Annotated in this window: 14 protein-coding genes; 8 read left to right on the top strand and 6 right to left on the bottom strand. The window is 72.6% G+C overall.

From position 1 onward, the window contains the following. Positions 1 to 45 precede the first annotated feature (45 nt). Positions 46 to 1,215 carry an ATP-binding cassette domain-containing protein gene (locus ABZZ38_RS10955; RefSeq protein ID WP_356738035.1) on the top strand — a complete coding sequence of 390 codons (1,170 nt, stop codon included), beginning with the start codon at positions 46 to 48 and terminating at the stop codon, positions 1,213 to 1,215. Further along, positions 1,212 to 2,027: an ABC transporter permease gene (locus ABZZ38_RS10950; protein WP_356738033.1), complete on the top strand. Its 816-nt coding sequence runs from the start codon at positions 1,212 to 1,214 to the stop codon at positions 2,025 to 2,027. The genes ABZZ38_RS10955 and ABZZ38_RS10950 overlap by 4 nt, the downstream gene beginning before the upstream one ends. Positions 2,028 to 2,075: 48 nt before the next feature. Here ABZZ38_RS10950 and ABZZ38_RS10945 read toward each other — a convergent pair whose 3' ends face one another. Beyond that, complete coding sequence (locus ABZZ38_RS10945) at positions 2,076 to 2,405, bottom strand: ATP/GTP-binding protein (protein ID WP_356738031.1); 330 nt, start codon at positions 2,403 to 2,405, stop codon at positions 2,076 to 2,078. Positions 2,406 to 2,568: 163 nt separating this feature from the next. Between ABZZ38_RS10945 and ABZZ38_RS10940 the strand changes: the two genes are divergently transcribed. Continuing rightward, on the top strand, positions 2,569 to 3,603 hold the full coding sequence (locus ABZZ38_RS10940; RefSeq protein WP_356738029.1) for an LLM class flavin-dependent oxidoreductase: 1,035 nt from the start codon (positions 2,569 to 2,571) through the stop codon (positions 3,601 to 3,603). A 77-nt stretch (positions 3,604 to 3,680) separates the two neighbouring features. Here the strand turns inward: ABZZ38_RS10940 and ABZZ38_RS10935 are convergent, their stop codons facing one another. Further along, positions 3,681 to 4,073, bottom strand: coding sequence for an SCO5389 family protein (locus tag ABZZ38_RS10935; RefSeq protein WP_356738027.1), 393 nt, complete (start codon positions 4,071 to 4,073; stop codon positions 3,681 to 3,683). A gap of 221 nt (positions 4,074 to 4,294) precedes the next feature. Between ABZZ38_RS10935 and nucS the strand changes: the two genes are divergently transcribed. Further along, entirely contained in the window at positions 4,295 to 4,966 is a 672-nt protein-coding gene (gene nucS / locus ABZZ38_RS10930) for an endonuclease NucS (protein WP_356738025.1), read from the top strand. Positions 4,967 to 5,045: 79 nt separating this feature from the next. Here nucS and ABZZ38_RS10925 read toward each other — a convergent pair whose 3' ends face one another. From ABZZ38_RS10925 to ABZZ38_RS10915, 3 genes are all read right to left on the bottom strand, one after another. After that, on the bottom strand, positions 5,046 to 7,751 hold the full coding sequence (locus tag ABZZ38_RS10925) for an ATP-binding protein (RefSeq protein ID WP_356738023.1): 2,706 nt from the start codon (positions 7,749 to 7,751) through the stop codon (positions 5,046 to 5,048). Positions 7,752 to 7,986: 235 nt separating this feature from the next. Then, entirely contained in the window at positions 7,987 to 8,310 is a 324-nt protein-coding gene (locus tag ABZZ38_RS10920) for an STAS domain-containing protein (RefSeq protein ID WP_031073773.1), read from the bottom strand. 139 nt (positions 8,311 to 8,449) lie between these two features. After that, entirely contained in the window at positions 8,450 to 9,298 is an 849-nt protein-coding gene (locus tag ABZZ38_RS10915; RefSeq protein ID WP_356738021.1) for a 3-hydroxyacyl-CoA dehydrogenase family protein, read from the bottom strand. Between the two features lie 305 nt (positions 9,299 to 9,603). On the opposite strand from ABZZ38_RS10915, the gene ABZZ38_RS10910 reads away from it, so the two are divergent. Beyond that, on the top strand, positions 9,604 to 10,176 hold the full coding sequence (locus tag ABZZ38_RS10910; RefSeq protein WP_356738019.1) for a cob(I)yrinic acid a,c-diamide adenosyltransferase: 573 nt from the start codon (positions 9,604 to 9,606) through the stop codon (positions 10,174 to 10,176). On the opposite strand, the gene ABZZ38_RS10905 is transcribed toward ABZZ38_RS10910, so the two are convergent. Continuing rightward, positions 10,173 to 10,790 (bottom strand): hypothetical protein, encoded by a 618-nt coding sequence (locus tag ABZZ38_RS10905; RefSeq protein ID WP_356738017.1) that lies wholly within the window; start codon positions 10,788 to 10,790, stop codon positions 10,173 to 10,175. The genes ABZZ38_RS10910 and ABZZ38_RS10905 overlap by 4 nt on opposite strands. 151 nt (positions 10,791 to 10,941) lie before the next feature. On the opposite strand from ABZZ38_RS10905, the gene ABZZ38_RS10900 reads away from it, so the two are divergent. The 3 genes from ABZZ38_RS10900 (at position 10,942) to ABZZ38_RS10890 (ending at position 14,802) form a co-directional block, all read left to right on the top strand. Continuing rightward, positions 10,942 to 12,144, top strand: coding sequence for a histidine kinase (locus ABZZ38_RS10900; RefSeq protein WP_356738015.1), 1,203 nt, complete (start codon positions 10,942 to 10,944; stop codon positions 12,142 to 12,144). After that, positions 12,141 to 12,815, top strand: a complete 675-nt coding sequence (locus ABZZ38_RS10895; protein ID WP_356738013.1) for a response regulator transcription factor — start codon at positions 12,141 to 12,143, stop codon at positions 12,813 to 12,815. The genes ABZZ38_RS10900 and ABZZ38_RS10895 overlap by 4 nt, the downstream gene beginning before the upstream one ends. A gap of 130 nt (positions 12,816 to 12,945) precedes the next feature. Beyond that, on the top strand, positions 12,946 to 14,802 hold the full coding sequence (locus tag ABZZ38_RS10890) for a glycoside hydrolase family 18 chitinase (protein ID WP_356738011.1): 1,857 nt from the start codon (positions 12,946 to 12,948) through the stop codon (positions 14,800 to 14,802). Positions 14,803 to 14,860: the final 58 nt, after the last annotated feature.

Here is a 14,860-nt window from a genome sequence, read left to right as displayed (position 1 = left end):
GGCCTCTGGCCCTGACTTGACGTGACCTGTCGATGGGGCTGGAGAATGATCGAGGCAGTCGGCCTGACGAAGCGCTACGGCGCCAAGACGGCCGTGTACAACCTTTCCTTCCAGGTGCGGCCCGGCACCGTCACCGGCTTCCTGGGGCCCAACGGCTCCGGGAAGTCCACGACCATGCGCATGATCCTGGGCCTGGACCAGCCGACATCGGGCCATGTCACGATCGGGGGCCACCCCTACCGGCAGCTGCCGAACGCGCCGCGGCAGGTGGGCGCGCTGCTGGACGCCAAGGCGGTGCACGGCGGGCGCAGCGCGCGCAACCACCTGCTGTCGCTGGCTCAGCTCGCCGGGATCCCGGCGCGGCGCGTCGACGAGGTGCTCGGTGTCGTCGGCCTGCAGGACGTGGCGCGCAAGCGGTCCAACGGGTTCTCGCTCGGCATGGGGCAGCGGCTCGGGATCGCGGCGGCGCTGCTCGGTGATCCGCAGGTGCTGCTCTTCGACGAGCCGGTCAACGGCCTGGACCCCGAGGGCATCCTCTGGGTGCGGAACCTGATGAAGTCGCTGGCCGCGGAGGGCCGTACCGTCTTCGTCTCCTCGCACCTGATGAGCGAGATGGCGCTGACGGCCGAGCACCTCATCGTGATCGGGCGCGGGCAGCTGCTGGCCGACATGAGCGTCAAGGCCTTCATCTCGGCGAACTCCGCGGACTTCGCGCGGGTCCGTACGCCGCACACGGAGCCCGCGCAGCGGGACAAGCTGATGGGCGTGCTCGCCGAGGCGGGCGGGCAGGTCATGTCCGAGCCGGACGGCGCGCTGCGCGTGACCGGGCTCCCGCTCCCCCGCATCAGCGACCTCGCGCACGACGCGGACGTACGGCTGTGGGAGCTGTCGCCGCACCAGGCGTCGCTGGAGGAGGCGTACATGCGGCTCACGCAGGGCGCCGTGGACTACCGCTCCACGACCGACGAGCGGGCCGGGCTCATGGAGCCGCAGCCGCAGATGACGGGCGGGTACGTCCCGCCGCGGATCCCCGAGGTGCCGCAGCAGGGCTGGTACGCCCCGCCGCCGCCCGGACAGAACCCGTACGCGGCCGGTGCCCCGGCCCCCGCGCCCGCCGCTCCCGGGTACGCCCCCCGGACACCGCAGGCGCCGGCCGCACCGCCCGCGCAGGCCCCGGCCCCCCTGACCAAGAGCGACACCGAGGACGCCCGATGACCGCCCCCGCGCCCGCCCCGCACCACTCGTACACCTCGCCCATCCCCGTCCGCCGCGCGCACCTGGGGGACGCGCTCGCGTCCGAGTGGACCAAGATCCGGTCCGTGCGCTCCACGATGTGGACGCTCGGCGTCATGATCCTTCTGATGGTCGGCGTCGGGGTGCTCACCGCCGTGGCGATCAGGGCCACCGAGACCGACCTGGGCGGCGAGTCGGTCCTCGGGCTCGGCTTCTACGGCGTGCTCCTCGGCTCGATCTGCGTGGTCACGCTGGGCGTGCTGACCATCTCCTCCGAGTACGGCACCGGCATGATCCGTACGACGCTGACGGCGTGCCCGAGCCGCAGCCGGGTGGTGACCGCCAAGGCGCTCGTGTTCTTCCTGCTCGCCTTCGTCGTCACCACCGTCACGGCCGCGCTGGTCGGGATGGTGCAGAGCGCGATGGTCGACACCGCCGGCTCCACGGGCGAGGAGTGGCTCCGTGCGACGGTGGGCGTCGGTCTGTTCACCGCGGTCCTCGGGCTGCTGGCGCTCGCGGTCGGCGCGCTGGTCCGCCACTCGGCGGGTGCGATCACCGTCATGATCGGTGTCATGCTGCTGCCGCTGGTGGCGGGCATCTTCATGTCGTCGCTGCCGAAGGTCCAGGAAGTGCTGTTCGAGTACTCGATCCCGAGTCTGCTCATCGCCTTCTACAGCGACGCCGGGCTGAGCGAGTCCGGCCCGCACGGCTGGACCCCGCTGTGGATCCTGGCGGGGATCACCGCGGTCGTCCTGGCGGGCGCCTACGCGGTGGTGGAGAAGCGCGACGTGTGAACCACCGGCGCGGCCTTCACCGGCCCCTGATCACCGGCCGGTGAGGGCTCAGTACCTGGGCGCGTTACGGGACCGCTGCACCCGCGAGGTGCGGCGGTCCCTCGCGTTCCAGCACGCCTTGTGCCAGTGGCGCCGGTCCTCCACGCCGCCGTGCTCCGGCCAGGCCACCACATGCGGGACACCGGACGGGATCTCCTGGTCGCAGCCCGGGCACCGGTACCGCTTTCCGGCCGCGCTCGCACCCGCCACGGGCCGCACGGACCACTCCTCGCCCCGCCACGGCTCGGTGCGCTGGAAGCCGCCGTATCTGTCCCCCGCCTCGCCGGCGCGCTCGATCGGCTTCTCGCCGCCACGGGGGCGGTTGCGGCGCGGGGACACGGACACCTCACGGGGGGCAGGCGCGAACAGGGCCCGTCAAGCCTACGGCAGCGCCAGTTACCGGAAAATCGCAACAACTCGCGCCGTGGCCGTTGCCTTTGGCACCTGCCAGGCGTTGATGCCTGCGAGGGGAGTCGCGTCGGCCGCTAGGAGGCATCAGGCGATGCGTGTGGGAACTTTTGTACTGGCCGCCCAGTTTCCCGGCCAGGGCCAGGGCGAGTCGCTGCACCGCGCGGTGCGGTCCGCCGAGGTCGCCGAGGAGGCGGGGCTGGACGCGGTCTGGCTGGCCGAGCACCACTTCGTGCCGTACGGCGTGTGCCCCTCGGCCATCACCCTGGCCGCGCTGCTGCTCGGGCGTACGCGCCGCATCCGGGTGGGGACCGCCGTCAGCGTGCTGCCGACCGCGCACCCCGTGGCGCTCGGCGAGCAGACGGCGCTGCTGCACCTGACGTCCGGCGGGCGGTTCACGCTCGGGGTCGGCCGGGGTGGGCCCTGGGTGGACCTGGAGGTGTTCGGCTCGGGCCTCGCGGCGTACGAGCAGCACTTCCCCGAGTCGCTGGATCTGCTGCTGCGCTGGCTGCGCGAGCCCCGCGTGTCGGCGGACGGCCCGCGCCACCGGTTCCGTGACGTCGCCGTCGTGCCGAGGCCGGACGAGCTGATCGACGGGGACCCCGTCCCGGAGACGATCCTCGCCTGCACCTCGCCGGCGAGCGTGAAGCTGGCAGCCGAGCGCGCCCTGCCCATGCTGCTGGGCATGCACTGCGGCGACGACGAGAAGGCCGAGATGGTCGCCCTGTGGCGCACGGAGGCGCGCGCCGCCGGTCATGCGCCGGAGGTGATCGCGCGCGCCGCCGCGGGGCACGTCTCGGCGGGCGTGGCGCAGATCGCCGACCGCGCGGCGGACGCCGCGGAGGCGCTGCTGAAGGCGATGCCCGGCTGGCTGAAGCAGGGGCTGGACGCCCATGTGACCGTCGACGGCCGGCACCGGACGATGCGCGACCCCGTGGCGTACACGGAGCTGCTGTGCCGGCTGCACCCGGTGGGCACGGTCAAAGGGGCGGCGGACCGGCTGGCGGCGACCTCCGAGCGGACGGGCATCACGCGCTTCGCGCTGCTCGCCGAGGGCTCGGGTGACGTGGCCGCCACGGAGGAGAACGTACGACGGCTCGGCACCGAGGTCCTGCCGCTGCTGCGCTGAGCGCGTCGATGCTGCCGCTCCGGCACCGGATGCACCCCCCGCGCGGCGGAGCGGTGGCAGGAGCGGCAGCACAAGCCTCAGCAGTCGCGCAGTTCCGGCGACTGGTTCAGCAGCTGGGCCCGTACGGAAGTGAAGCGGGCGAGCCGCTCGTCCACCGAGGAATCCAGCGGGAACACCGCGACGCGGTGGCAGTTCTGGAACGCCAGACGGACCCCGAAGTGCCGCTGGAGCGCACCCCGGATCGCGTCACTCGCGAGCGCACGCAGCAGCTGACCGCGTGCCTGCTCGTCCGGCGGCGGCGTCTGATTGTCGGCAAACGCACCCCCGTCCACCTTCAACTGAGCCACCAGAGAACTGATCATCTCCCATGCGTAGGGCAGGGAGGTCCGGACGCAGTCGACGAAGTCGGCTTCGTCGACCTCGCCTCGCTCGGCCTGTTCCAACAGCGCCGGTGAGACGTCGAGCGACATGGGTTCTCCTCTCGCGACCCCGGGGTACCGGAGTCTTACGGGCAGGGAAGGGGGACGCCCCCCGTACGCCACGCAGAGTGCACGGGCGACAACCTCCCGCTTCCACGGTAAGCGCGCTGTCCGGACCGCACCAGGAGATTGGGACCACAACCGGCCATGCCTGTACGGGGGTTTAGGCCCGAATCGCGCGGAAGAGCGTGTGTCTTGTAGCGTTGCCGACCATGCGTCTCGTCATCGCCCGCTGCTCCGTGGACTACGCGGGCCGGCTCACCGCCCACCTGCCCTCCGCCCCCCGTCTGATCCTGGTCAAGGCAGACGGCAGCGTCTCCATCCACGCGGACGACCGGGCGTACAAGCCGCTCAATTGGATGTCCCCACCGTGCACGATCAAGGAAGGCGCCGAAGGGGAAGCCGGCGTCTGGACGGTCGTGAACAAAGCGGGCGAGAAACTGATCATCACGATGGAGGAAATCCTCCACGACTCGTCGCACGAGCTCGGTGTCGACCCCGGTCTCATCAAGGACGGCGTGGAAGCGCACCTCCAGGAGCTGCTCGCCGACCGGATCGAGACATTGGGCGACGGTTATTCGCTGATCCGCCGCGAGTACCCGACCGCCATCGGACCGGTGGACATCCTGTGCCGGGACGCGGACGGCGTGACCGTCGCGGTGGAGATCAAGCGGCGCGGCGAGATCGACGGTGTCGAGCAGCTCACCCGCTACCTGGAGCTGCTGAACCGCGACCCGCACCTGGCGCCGGTGAAGGGCGTCTTCGCCGCGCAGGAGATCAAGCCACAGGCGCGCGTGCTGGCGACGGACCGCGGTATCGGCTGCGTGGTGCTGGACTACAACGCGCTGCGCGGCATCGAGGACGACAAGCTGCGGCTGTTCTGAGGTACGCGTACGGCCCCGGACAGGTCACCCTGTCCGGGGCCGTACGCGTGTCCGTGCGACGGCGCGAGCCGTCGTCGCGTCAGGAGTCCGGGGACGTGTCGCCCGACGAGTCCGCGCCGCCGCTGGTGGTTCCGCCGCCCGCGCCGCCCGACGGGTCGGTGCCGCCGTCACCGCTGCCGGTCGTGGTCGTACCGGAGGTGGTGCCCGTGGTGGTACCGGTCGTGGTGGAGCCCGTGGTCTCGGACCCGGTGGTGGTGGAGCCGCTGGTGGTCGGGGAGCTGCTGCCGCCGCTCGTCGGCGAACCGCTCGTCGTCGGCGAGCTGCTGCCCCCGTTCGTCGGCGAACCGCTCGTCGTCGGCGAGCTGCTGCCCCCGTTCGTCGGCGAACCGCTCGTCGTCGGCGAGGCGGTGGTGCTCCCGCCCGTCGACGGGCCGCCGGTGGTGGTACCGCCCGTCGTCGTGGAGCCGCGCGTCGCCGACGGCGAACCGCTGTCCGACGCCGTGGGCTCGGCGGACCGGCTCTCGCCGGGCCGGGCGGAGGAGCCCGGGCCGCCCGTGGTGCCACCCGAGCCGCCGGAGCCGCCCGTGGCCGCGCCACCCGGCCGGTGCGTGGAGTCCTGGCCCGGCTCGTCGCCGTTCGAACCGCTGTCACCGCCGCCCACGTCGGTCGTCCGGTCCGTCGTGACCCGGTCCGCACCGCCGCCCTCGCTCTCACCGCCGCCCGATGTGGCGCCGAGCGTCACGACGGTGCCGAGGACGGCGGCGAGCAGGGCGCCCGCACCGGCCGCCACGACGTTGCGCCGGGCGCCGGCGAGGACCGCGAACCGTGCCACGGGGCGGGGCGCCGGGCGGGGCGTGGGCCCCGCCTTGGCCGCGGCCGGCCGCGGCGCGTCCTGGCGCGCGACGGGCGTGGACGGCTCGCGGGACAGGCCCGGCAGGTACGGCAGGCCGGGCGTCGTGGGCGGTACGCCGCCGGGCGGGGACGCCGACTCCTCGTACCGCGCCGAGGGCACCTCCTCCCCCGCCGCGGTCCGCGCGCCGAACAGCGGTCCGCGCTCGCGGTCGACGACCAGTGCGAGGGCGCGCCGTCCGGCGACCGTGCCGCGCTTGTCGGCGAGGGCGCCGCGCATGCCGATCGACGCCTCCAGCTCGGCGCGGGCCCGCTCCAGGTTCCCGGCACACAGCGCGAGGACACCCAATTCGTGGTGGAAATAGGCCTCTTCGGCCACTTCGCCGGAAATGCGGGCGGCCTCCTGGCCGGTGCGCAGCGCCCGCTCCCAGGCGCCCCAGTGCAGCGCGGCGGCGAAGGCCGGCGCCGCGCTGCGCGCCAGCAGCACCGCGGCGCTCGCGTGCCCGGCCTCCCCGGTGGGCACCAGCGCGGCCATCGCCGCGAGCACGGCGTCCGACTCGGCGGCCGCCCGCTCGGAGGTCACCGACGGATGGGCGGCCCACCAGGCGTAGTGCTGGGCGGCGGTGTGGGCGCGGCCGACCGCGCCCTCGTCGTACCCGGCCTCCACGAGCTGGGCCCGCACGCCGGACGCCAGCCGGTGGCGGGAGCCGACGGGGGTGAGCAGCCCGCAGCCGAGCAGTTCGGTGAGCGCGGCGTCCGCGTGGGTGTCGCCGACCAGCGCCGGCAGGTGGGCCTGGTGCGGCACCTCACCGCCGAGCGCGACGGCGAACCGCAGGGTCTCGCGGGCCGATTCGGAGAGCCGGGCGGCGAGCACCGCGGCGGGCGCGGCGCCTTCACCGAGGGTCGGCAGCGGTACGTCACGGCCGCCCGCGAACACCTCGGCGTCGCCGGAGACCTCGTCGTCGGGGGCGTCGTCCTCCGCCGGCCCGGCGCGCAGCTCGTCGCGCTGGCGCAGCAGGGCGCCGGCCTGGACGAAGCGCAGGGGCAGGCCCTCGGACTCGAACCAGAGGTCGCCCGCCCAGTTCGCCTCGTCGTCGGTGAGCGGCCGGTCGACGGCGCGCTCCAGCAGCTCCAGCGCGGAGCCGCGGCCCAGCCCGGCGAGGAAGACCTCTTCGAGCTGCGCATCGGGGGAGGGCGCGGCGACGTCGGGGGTGGCGGCGAGCAGGAAGGCGCACTCGGGGGTGGCGTCGAGCAGTTCGTCCAGCGCGGAGCCGCCGAACTCCAGGTCGTCGACGACGACGACCGCGCCGATGTCGTGCACGGCGGCCAGCAGTCCGGCGCGGTCGGGGCGGTGGCCGGGCGCGCGGTGGACGGTGGCGAAGAGCTCGTACAGCAGCTCGGTGGGCGTGCGGTGGTGGCCGGAGAGCCGTACGACGCCGTCGGGGGCGAGGTCGGCGCAGTCGGTGGCGACGGCGTCGAGCAGCGCCGTACGGCCGGAGCCGGACGGCCCGGTGAGCCGGACGGAACGGCCGCGCGCGAGGAGCCGTACCAGCCGCTCGCGTTCCTCCTTGCGCTCCAGGAGCGTCAGGTGGCGGGCGGCGGGGCCCGAAGGGACGGGCGGGCCGGCCGCGCGGGCGAGATCGGCCCGCTCCTCGGCGGTATGGCGGCCCGGTGGCGCCGGTTGCCGTCCGGGCTGACAGGGCTCGATCTCGCTGCCGTCTATGGGGTTGATGGTGAGCAGGAAGTCGCCGGAGACGAGCTGCGCGGTGCGGGCGGGCCCGGGTGGCGCGCTCCGGTCACCGGTGCGTTCCCCGGTACGGTCGCGCGCGGCGTCGTGGTGTGCGGCACCGCCCGCGGGGGTCGCGCCGCTCTCGCCGCCTCGGTTGTCATCGTTGTCATGGCCGTGCTCTTCCGGCCGTCGGTTCATCGGGTCCATGGTTGTGCCCCCCAAAAGCGGTGCGCGCCGAAGCCCCTCCGGCCGTTCCGCACGCCGCTGTCGCTTCTGGTCCGGTGCCCGCCGGGTGGGTCCGTCAATCAGCGGGCGACCGAACCCTAGACGTTCGCCCGGTGTCCGGGAACAGTCGGGGTGCCGGGCCGCCCAAGACGTCACGGTCTCGTGAGGATTGTGCACCTGCGGCGGGCTCGGGAAGCCTGCGACACCCTGGGCGTTTTCAGACGCGGGGCAACGTTTCGGCGGCGATGCCGCCCTCGATGGCGAGGATGCGGTGCAGCCGCGTGGCCACCAACAGGCGCTGCATCTGGGGCGGTACGCCCCGCAGCACCAGCCGGCGGCCACAGCGCCCCGCTCGCCGGTGAGCGCCCATGATGACCCCGAGCCCGGTGGCGTCCCAGGAGTCGAGGCCGGTCAGGTCGAGCACCAGGTCGCCGGCTCCGTCGTCGACGGCCGAGTGCAGGACCGTACGGGCGTCCGCCGCGCTGCGGACGTCGAGGCGGCCCCCGACGACCAGCTCGGCGTGGTCGCCCCTGATGTGCATATGCGCTCCCCGAGAGTGCGGTGGTCGTCAGTCTTCTCTATGCAACAACTGACTGCCGTACCGGCTGACCAGTTGCGCCCTGTAAGCGAACCGAGACCGAATTCACCCCGCAGGGTGATGGCGAAACGGTCGATTCGGCTCAGTGCTTGTAAAAGCCCTGCCCGCTCTTGCGGCCGATGTCACCGGCGTCCACCATCCGGCGCATCAGCTCCGGCGGCGCGAACTTCTCGTCCTGGGACTCGGTGTAGATGTTGCTGGTGGCGTGGAGCAGGATGTCGACGCCCGTCAGGTCGGCGGTGGCGAGCGGCCCCATCGCGTGACCGAAGCCCAGCTTGCAGGCGATGTCGATGTCCTCGGCGGAGGCGACGCCCGACTCGTACAGCTTCGCCGCCTCGACGACGAGTGCGGAGATGAGCCGGGTGGTGACGAACCCGGCGACGTCGCGGTTGACGACGATGCAGGTCTTGCCGACGGACTCGGCGAACTCCCGCGCGGTGGCGAGGGTTTCGTCGCTCGTCTTGTAGCCGCGCACCAGCTCGCAGAGCTGCATCATCGGGACGGGCGAGAAGAAGTGGGTGCCGACGACCCGCTCCGGGCGCTCCGTCACGGCCGCGATCTTGGTGATCGGGATGGCGGAGGTGTTGGAGGCGAGGACGGCGTCGTCGCGAACCAGCTTGTCGAGCGTACGGAAGATCTCGTGCTTGACGTCCAGCTTCTCGAAGACCGCCTCGACGACGATGTCGGCGTCGGCGGCGGCGTCGAGGTCGGTGGTCGTGGTGATGCGGGCGAGGGCGGCCTCGGCGTCGGCGGCGTCCAGCTTGCCCTTGGAGACGAACTTGTCGTACGAGGCCTTGATGCCGTCCGTGCCGCGGGTCAGGGCCGCGTCGGTGACGTCACGCAGCACGACCTCCCAGCCCGCCTGGGCCGAGACCTGCGCGATGCCGGACCCCATGAGTCCGGCCCCGATGACGGCGAGCTTCCTGGCCACGATCTACCCCTTAACACCTGTTTACTTTTGGGCTCTCGCCCGGAGATTAGCGCCCGTGAGGGGTCGCCGGGCCGGGAAGAGATGCGCGTCACGTCTCACCTGGCGGACATCACACTTTTCGGTGGTGCGTCAGGTCACCGAGCCGGTTTCCGGTCATCGGTTTCCGGCCGTGGGTCGGCGCGCCGGGACGGTGCGCCGCCCTCACCGACGGCTGTGCGGACGTGCCGGTCGCCGCGGGGTGCGCGGCGGCCGGCGTGACGGCCGGCACACGTGTCTTCCGCGAAGCCGGAGCCTAGGCTGGCCGCATGGTCAATCTGACGCGCATCTACACCCGCACCGGGGACAAGGGCACCACGGCCCTCGGCGACATGAGCCGGACCGCCAAGACCGATCTGCGGATCGCGGCGTACGCCGACGCCAACGAGGCCAACGCCGTCATCGGCACGGCCATCGCACTGGGCGGCCTCGACGCGGAGGTCGTCAAGGTCCTCGTCCGCGTCCAGAACGACCTGTTCGACGTGGGCGCGGACCTATCGACGCCGGTGGTGCCGGACCCGGCGTACCCGCCGCTGCGCGTGGAGCAGTCGTACATCGACAAGCTGGAGGCGGACTGCGACCGCTTCCTCGCGGACCTGGAGAAGCTCCGCTCGTTCATCCTCCCCGGCGGCACGCCGGGCGCCGCGCTGCTGCACCAGGCGTGCACGGTGGTCCGCCGCGCCGAGCGCTCGACGTGGGCGGCGCTGGAGGTGCACGGCGAGACGATGAACGCCCTGACGGCGACGTACCTCAACCGGCTGTCCGACCTGCTGTTCATTCTGGCTCGGGCGGCGAACAAGGAGGTCGGCGACGTGCTGTGGGTGCCGGGCGGAGAGCGTTAGCGGGAGGGTCGGCGGGGGGCGGCGCCGGCCGGGGCCGGGGTCTCCTCCGGCCCCTCCTCCAGTTCCTTCCCCGGCTCCGGCTTCGGTGGCTTCTTCGGCCGGATCGCGTACGTGAGGGCGATCAGGCCGTGGACGCCGGCCGCCCGCCACGCCACGGTCATCCACTGCTCCAGCGAACCGGTGCGGCTCGGGTCGTCGACGTACAGGACGGCGAGCCAGAGCAGGGCGGTGGCGACCGCCGCACCCAGAAGCGTGCCGAGCCAGATCCGGCCCTCGTGGCGGGCGCGGGCCATGCCGTGGCGCGGGGGGCCGGGCGGGCGCGGGGCGCCGGCGAGACGGTGGGCGGCGTGGCCGTCCAGCCACTTCACCGTGCGGTGGCCGTGGCCGACGGTGTAGCCGATGTACAGCGCGGCCAGGCCGTGCTTCGCACTCGGGTCGGCGCCGTTCTTCAGGTCGATCGCGGTGACGACCAGCAGGACGACCTCCAGCAGCGGCTCGCACAGGAGCAGCGCCGCGCCCGTCCGGGGCCGCTTCAGCAGGTAGCGGGCGGCGAGGCCGGCGGCCAGCAGCACCCAGAAACCGACCTCACAGATGACGATCAGCGCGACGATCACGGCGACTCTCCCTTCGGCACCCCTCCAGCCTCCCGGCCGCCGCGCGCGGTTTCGTCGTCGCCGGTGACGAATCGCACTGCATCCTTCGATGTAGTCGACGCTCCGCCCGCACGGCGAGGTCCGGGCGGCCCGCGGCGTGTTGGATGGATCCGTGACACTCCCCCGTACACATCGCGACGACGCGCTGATCGCCGCCGCCGGCCTGGTCTGCGGGCTGGTGCTGTGGTCGTTCGGGCTGCACACGCAGGGGCCGGGCACCGGGCTGCCCGACGGACCGGTGGTGCTGGTGCCGCTCCTCACCATGACCGCGCTGGCCCTGGTGCGCCGGACCATGCCGCGGACGGCGCTGCTCGCCGGTACGGTCGCGGTCGTCGGCGACCAGTTCACCCGCGGCAATCTGCTGACCGTCGTGATGTTCGCCGACATCGTCTACGCCGCCGTGGTGTACGGCCCTCCGGCCTCGGCCCGGCGTATTCCGGTCACCACCGGTCTGATCACCATCGTGGTCACCATCGGCTTCCTGGCCTGGTTCCGCCGGCCGGAGGCCCTGCTGATCGGCGTGGTCACGTCGCTGATCTCGTTCTTCCCGGCGATCACCGGAGCGGTTGTCCGCAACCACCGCCAGGCCGCCGACGCGGCCCGGCTGCGGGCGGAGCAGACCGCGCTGCTGGCCGAGATGGACCGGCGGGAGGCGGTGATCGCGGAGCGGGCCCGGATGGCGCGCGAGCTGCACGACATGGTGGCCAACCACCTGTCCGCGATCGCCATCCACTCCACCGCCGCGCTGTCGCTGGACGACCCGAAGACCTCGCGTGACGCGCTCGGTGTCATCCGCGAGAACAGCGTCGAGGGGCTGGCCGAAATGCGCCGGTTGATCGGTCTGCTGCGGGACAGCGGCGGCCATGACGAGCCGGCCGCCGCCCCGACCCTCGACGGTCTGGACGCCCTGGTGCGCCAGGCACGAACGAGCGGTGCGGCGAGCGGCCTGACGTTCCGGCTGGCCGACGACCGCACGCCGGACGCACGGCTCCCGGCGCCCGTCGAGCTCGCGGCGTACCGCATCGTGCAGGAGTCGCTGACCAACACGCTCAAGCACGCCGACCCGGGTGAGGTGGCGGTCACGCTCCGCTCGGCCGACCACGGGCTGACGGTCGAGGTGACGAGCCCGTTCGGCGGCGCCCGGCCGGGGCCGCGGGCACCGGGTTCGGGGGCCGGGCTGGTGGGGATGCGGGAGCGGATCGCCCTGCTGGGCGGTGCCTTCGAGGCGGGTCCGGTCGAGGAGTGGGGCGAGAAGATCTGGCGGGTACGGGCGGTGCTGCCCGTACGGGAGGACGACAAGGAGCCATCGGCATGACGAACACCCCGGGCGCGCGGACGCGCGTGCTCGTCGCGGAGGACCAGGGCGCGGTGCGCGCCGGACTGGTCCTCATCCTGGGCAGCGCCCCGGACATCGAGGTCGTCGGGGAGGCCGGGGACGGCGAGGAGGCGGTGCGCCTGGCGCGCGAGCTGCGGCCCGACCTCGTCCTGATGGACATTCAGATGCCGCTGCTGGACGGGGTCTCGGCGACGCGGCAGGTGGTGGGCGAGGGTCTGGCCGACGTCCTCGTCCTGACGACGTTCGACCTGGACGAGTACGTCTTCGGGGCGCTGCGGGCCGGGGCGGCCGGGTTCCTGCTGAAGAACACGGAGGCGAAGGATCTGATCGAGGCGGTACGGACGGTCTCGCGCGGTGAGGGGCTGATCGCCCCGGCGGTGACGCGGCGCCTGATCGCGGAGTTCGCGGCGGTGGCGCGGCCCGCGTCGCGGGGCGGGAACGCGCCGGACCCGTCCGTGCTGGACGTGCTCACGCGGCGGGAGCGGGAGGTGCTGTCGTGCCTGGGTGAGGGGTTGTCGAACGCGCAGATCGCGGTGCGGCTGGACATGGCCGAGGCGACGGTGAAGACGCACGTCAGCCGCCTGCTGGGGAAGCTGGAACTGCGCAGCCGGGTGCAAGCGGCGGTGCTGGCTCAGGAGTTGGGGGTCTGACGCCGGCGCCCCCGCTCAACGGCTCCTGTGGTCTGGACCTATTGACGATTGGTCCAGACCTTCCTACTCTCGCGGCACGCACTGTTCACGGGACGACCCACCCAGCCCGTCCGCGAATCGAGGAGCACCGTTGAGCAGGTTCAGTTTCAGACCTGGGTTCCGATCCAGAGCCGCAGCCGGCGTCACCGCGCTGCTGCTCCCGTTGGCCGCCATGGTCGGCCTCGCCTCCCCCGCACAGGCCGCGACCTCCGCGACCGCCACGTACACCAAGGCCTCGGACTGGGGATCCGGCTTCGAGGGCAGGTGGACGGTGAAGAACACCGGCACCACCACCCTCTCCTCCTGGACCGTCGAGTGGGACTTCCCCTCCGGCACGTCCGTCACCTCCGCCTGGGACGCCACCGTCACCAACAGCGGCACCCACTGGACCGCCAAGAACGTCGGCTGGAACGGCACCCTCGCCCCCGGCGCCTCCGTCTCCTTCGGCTTCAACGGCACCGGCACCGGCTCCCCCACCGGATGCAAGATCAACGGCGGCTCGTGCGACGGCGGCCCCGGTGTCCCCGGTGACACCCCGCCCTCCGCGCCCGGCACCCCCACCGCGTCGGACATCACCGACACCTCGGTGAAGCTCAGCTGGACCGCGGCCACCGACGACAAGGGCGTCAAGAACTACGACGTGCTGCGCGGCGGCGCCAAGGTCGCCACGGTGACGGGCCTGACGTACACCGACACCGGCCTGACCGCGGGTACCGACTACTCGTACTCCGTCCAGGCCCGCGACACCGCCGACCAGACCGGTCCCGTCAGCGGCGCCCGCGCGGTGCGCACCACCGGCGGCTCCACCGACCCGGGCCCCGGCCCGGCCCCCGGATCCAAGATCAACCTTGGGTACTTCACCAACTGGGGCGTCTACGGACGCAACTACCACGTGAAGAACCTGGTGACGTCCGGCTCCGCGGCCAGGATCACGCACATCAACTACGCCTTCGGCAACGTCCAGGGCGGCAAGTGCACCATCGGTGACGCCTTCGCCGACTACGAGAAGGCCTACACCGCCGACCAGTCCGTCGACGGCAAGGCCGACACCTGGGACCAGCCGCTGCGCGGCAACTTCAACCAGCTGCGCAAGCTGAAGGCCCAGTACCCGCACATCAAGGTGTTGTGGTCCTTCGGCGGCTGGACCTGGTCCGGCGGCTTCGGCCAGGCCGTGCAGAACCCGACCGCCTTCGCCCAGTCCTGCTACGACCTGGTGGAGGACCCGCGCTGGGCCGACGTCTTCGACGGCATCGACCTGGACTGGGAGTACCCGAACGCCTGCGGTCTGTCGTGCGACACCAGCGGCCCGGCCGCCTTCACGAACATGATGAAGGCCATGCGCGCCAAGTTCGGTACGAAGAACCTGGTCACCGCGGCCGTCACGGCCGACGCCTCGTCCGGCGGCAAGATCGACGCGGCCGACTACGGCGGCGCGGCGCAGTACATCGACTGGTACAACGTGATGACGTACGACTTCTTCGGCGCCTGGGCGGCGAAGGGCCCGACGGCCCCGCACTCCCCGCTGACCTCGTACCCGGGCATCCCGCAGGCCGGTTACAACTCCGCCGAGGCGATCGCCAAGTTCAAGGCCAAGGGCGTCCCGTCCGCCAAGCTGCTCCTCGGCATCGGCTTCTACGGCCGCGGCTGGACCGGCGTGACGCAGAAGGAGCCCGGCGGCACCGCGACGGGCCCGGCGGCCGGTACGTACGAGCAGGGCATCGAGGACTACAAGGTCCTCAAGACGTCCTGCCCGGCCAATGGCACCATCGCCGGCACCGCCTACGCGCACTGCGGCACCAACTGGTGGAGCTACGACACCCCGGCCACCGTCACCTCCAAGATGACGTGGGCGAAGAGCCAGGGCCTGGGCGGCGCGTTCTTCTGGGAGTTCAGCGGTGACACCAGCAACGGCGAGCTGGTCGGCGCGATCAGCAACGGCCTGAAGTAACCCCGCAACGACGAGGAGCCGCACCCCGACGGGTGCGGCTCCTTACTCGTGCGCGGAC

Source organism: Streptomyces sp. NPDC006368 (assembly GCF_040612535.1).
Lineage (GTDB): Bacteria > Actinomycetota > Actinomycetes > Streptomycetales > Streptomycetaceae > Streptomyces.
The sequence above is the reverse complement of the archived record's forward strand: the minus strand, read 5'-3'. Positions and strand labels throughout refer to the sequence as shown.